3 protein-coding genes are annotated in these 3,532 nt (G+C 40.3%); all 3 read right to left on the reverse strand.

What is annotated here, in order from left to right:
* On the reverse strand, nucleotides 1-458 hold a 458-nt coding region (locus ABZB17_RS21585), incomplete at its 3' end, for an OmpH family outer membrane protein (protein WP_372653565.1).
* Between the two features lie 114 nt (nucleotides 459-572).
* Complete coding sequence (locus ABZB17_RS21590; RefSeq protein WP_045030765.1) at nucleotides 573-1,085, reverse strand: OmpH family outer membrane protein; 513 nt, start codon at nucleotides 1,083-1,085, stop codon at nucleotides 573-575.
* A gap of 65 nt (nucleotides 1,086-1,150) precedes the next feature.
* Nucleotides 1,151-3,532, reverse strand: a 2,382-nt coding sequence (locus ABZB17_RS21595; RefSeq protein ID WP_372653567.1) for an outer membrane protein assembly factor, incomplete at its 5' end; no start/stop codon positions are given.

The raw sequence follows: 3,532 nt of genomic DNA on the forward strand, positions 1-3,532 counted from the left end.
ATAGTTCTGTTTCCTGCTCCTGAATCGAAAACATAAATCAAACCTTGTTCTTTAGCTACGTCTTCAATTGCTTTTTCGGCTTTGTCAAAAACTGGTCCTAAAAGCTCGGCTTGTTTTTGTTGCACCTGTTGTTGTGCTGTCATCTGGTAATTCTGGATGCGTTGTTGTACATCCTGAATTTCGGCAATCTTTGCATTTCTTTTAATATCAGATACCTCTTCTCCCATCGCTTCAAATTCGCCTAATTTTGCCTGATAGTCTTTTTGCATTTCACCAAGAATCTCTTCCAATTCACCCTGGAAAGTATTAAACTCAGCTTCAGCAGCAGTTCTTTCCGGCATAACCTGAACCAACGCTTGCAGGTCGATGTGGCCAAATTTTAAAGATTGCGCATTGGCAGCAGTATATGATGCTACAGTGAACATAAGCACTGCCATTAATTTCATTAAATTTCTCATAATCAATGTGGTCTTAATTTTTGCTTGCAAATATAGTATTTAATACCAATTATTAGTTAAAATGAACAATTGATTTGGATTGAATCGTTCGATTTATAGAACTAAACTACTTATCTATTTATACCCCAGTTTTCTAAGCACTTCGTCACTTAAATCGTAACGAGGGTTGGTATAGAATAAAGTAGCATCGCCGGCCTTATCAAAAATCACGGCATAACTACCATCGGTAGCTATTTCCTGAACAGCGTTAAAGATATCGTCCTGAATAGGTTTAATCAATCCCTGACGCTTTTTGAAAAGGTCGCCACTTGGTCCGAAATACTTTCGTTGCAATGTTTTATAATCTTTCTCTTTTGTAATAATCACATCCTCGCGTTTGCGTTTCATGTCTTCTGACAGCAGTACGCTTTCAGCCTGAAAATCCTGATACATCTGTTCAATCTCAGCATGCATCGATTCCAGTTCTTTTTGGTATTGCGACGACAACTGATTCAGTTGTTCCTGTGCGGCGTTAAACGATGGAATATTCTCCATAATGTATTCCGAATCGATAAACGCATATTTCTGAGCGTTTGCAAATAATGTTACTGAGAATATTACTGCAATTGATAAAATAAATTTCTTCATGGCAAATTCTTTTTTAGTTAAACTGGTTTTTGTCTATCATATTTTATGCCAAAGCTATTTTTCTTTTAGAACTGCTGACCAATTACGAAGTGGAACTGGCTACCTGCAGCATCTGCAACACCCGGTACTTCATCAAATCCATATCCCCAGTCGATACCCATTAGTCCGAACATTGGCAGGAAGATACGCACACCTACACCGGCTGAACGGTGCAATTTAAACGGCACGTAGTTCTGGAAACTGATTCCGGCGTTACCTGCCTCCATGAAAGCCAGTGCATAAATTGTAGCACTCGGTTTTAAGGTAATCGGGAAACGAAGTTCAGTAGTGAACTTTGAGTACATGTTCGATCCGTTTCTCGGACTCAAACTGTAGTCTTTGTAACCACGCAGTGCAATATAATCGGTACCGTAAATGTTGTATCCCGACATACCCGATCCACCAACAATAAAACCTTCGAAAGGTGATTTACGTCCTGAATCGAAATACCCAAGGAATCCCATTTCAAGTGCAGTTCTTAACACCAGTGTATGATCTCCGCTCGGGTTTGTTAATGGGGTGTACCAATCACCCTTTAACAACCACTTATGATATTCAATCCATTTGTATCGCTCTTCATTAGTTATGCTCTCATCCGAATAATCTTTACCATTAATCAGGGAATAAGGTGGTGTCATTTTTAAAGCCAGCGATAAATTTGAACCTCTTCGCGAGTATAGTGGGTTATCCACCGAACTACGTCCGAAAACGGTTTTAAAACTCAGGTTGTTAAATGTTCCGTTTACCTGGCCATTTTCGTCGGCCATAAAATAGAACATACTTCCCATGTTTCGCAGGTTATAATGCTCCAGCGACAATTCGTGATAAACAGTAAAGTAGTCATCAGGCCACGATAAACGGTATCCGTAACCTAAAGCCAATGCTGTTGTTTCCCAAATCTGATCGTCATCTTCGTTGTCGTTTTCCGATTCGTAGTTATATTGATATTGCGGATAAGAATTATAACCACCATAACCATAAGGAGAATAGCCGCTGCCATATGGCGAATAACCGCCGTAACCACCGTAACCGTATGGCGAATAACCATAGCTGCTGCCATAACCGTATGGATTATAGCTTTGCGTATATCGGTTGGCACTATAATTAATTCGTGAGTGCGATAACGATACCGAGAATGAATTAGGCTTTTTACCACCTAACCACGGTTCAATAAACGACAAACTTACCGTACGATAATACTTACCACTTGTTTGATAACGTAAACTCAGTGTTTGCCCGTCACCTGTAGGCAGCGGACGCCAGGCTTCTTTATTAAAGATGTTACGAACCGAGAAGTTGGCAAATTTTAAACCTACTGATCCTACAAACATACCGGCTCCCCAACCACCTGAAAGCTCGATCTGGTCGTTTGCTTTTTCCTGAAGTTGATATTCAATATCCACCGTTCCATCTTCGGGGTGAGGCTGAACGTCGGGATTAATGGCTTCCGGGTCGAAGTGTCCGAGTTGCGCCAATTCCCTGTACGAACGCATCAACAATGTTTTACTGAAAAGATCTCCGGGATATGTACGAAGCTCGCGACGGGCAACATGTTCGTGTGTTTTTGTGTTACCCACAATACGCACTTCGTTAATTGTTGCCTGCTCACCTTCGATAATACGCATTTCGTAATTGATGGTATCGCCGTTAACATTCACCTCTACAGGATCGAGATCAAAAAACAGGTATCCCCTGTCGAGATAAAGATTGTTCAAACCTTCTTCGTTATCGAACAGGCGTTTATCCAGTATCTTTTGGTTAAATACATCTCCTTTTTTAATCCCCAGAACCAAATCGAGATAATCGGAAGGATAAACGGTGTTACCCACCCAACGAATATCGCCGAAGTAGTATTTATCGCCTTCTTCTACATCAATATCGATATTTACACGGGGTTTATTTTTTCGCCCCACTTCAACCTGGTATATCGAATCTTCAACAATAATAGCATCGCGGTAACCTTTTTCGTTGTACTTATCGATTAGGTTTGCCTGATCTTTATCGTATTCTTCCTGAAGGAATTTTTTGGTTTTAAAGAAATTTCGCAACGACTTTTCGTTTGTTTTTTTCATGGCGCGTTCCAATGTAACATCAGAAATTGCCTCGTTGCCTTCAATATCAATATTATTAACCTTTACCTTTTCTTTTTTGTCAACGTAAATATCGAGTATTACGCTGTTGTTTTGGGTGGTATCGTCGCGCTGAACAATGTTTACCTCGGTGTTAAGGAATCCCTTTCCGTGGAAGATATTCATAATGGTTCGCTCGGCACTGTTTACCTGGTGATCGGTAATCTGACTTCCGCGTAAGAGTAAAACCTTTTCGGTAATATCATCTTTTTCCGATTTTGAAACACCGTAAAAATTTACATCTCCCAATCGAGGTCGTTCCTGCAGGTAAATATCCAG

Origin of the sequence: Draconibacterium sp., assembly GCF_041583095.1 — a bacterium.
Lineage (GTDB): Bacteria > Bacteroidota > Bacteroidia > Bacteroidales > Prolixibacteraceae > Draconibacterium.

Coding starts and splice junctions, on each gene's coding strand:
- ABZB17_RS21590 (WP_045030765.1), bottom strand. CDS start 1,085: ATGAAGAAATTTATTTTATCAATTGCAGTAATATTCTCAGTAACATTA.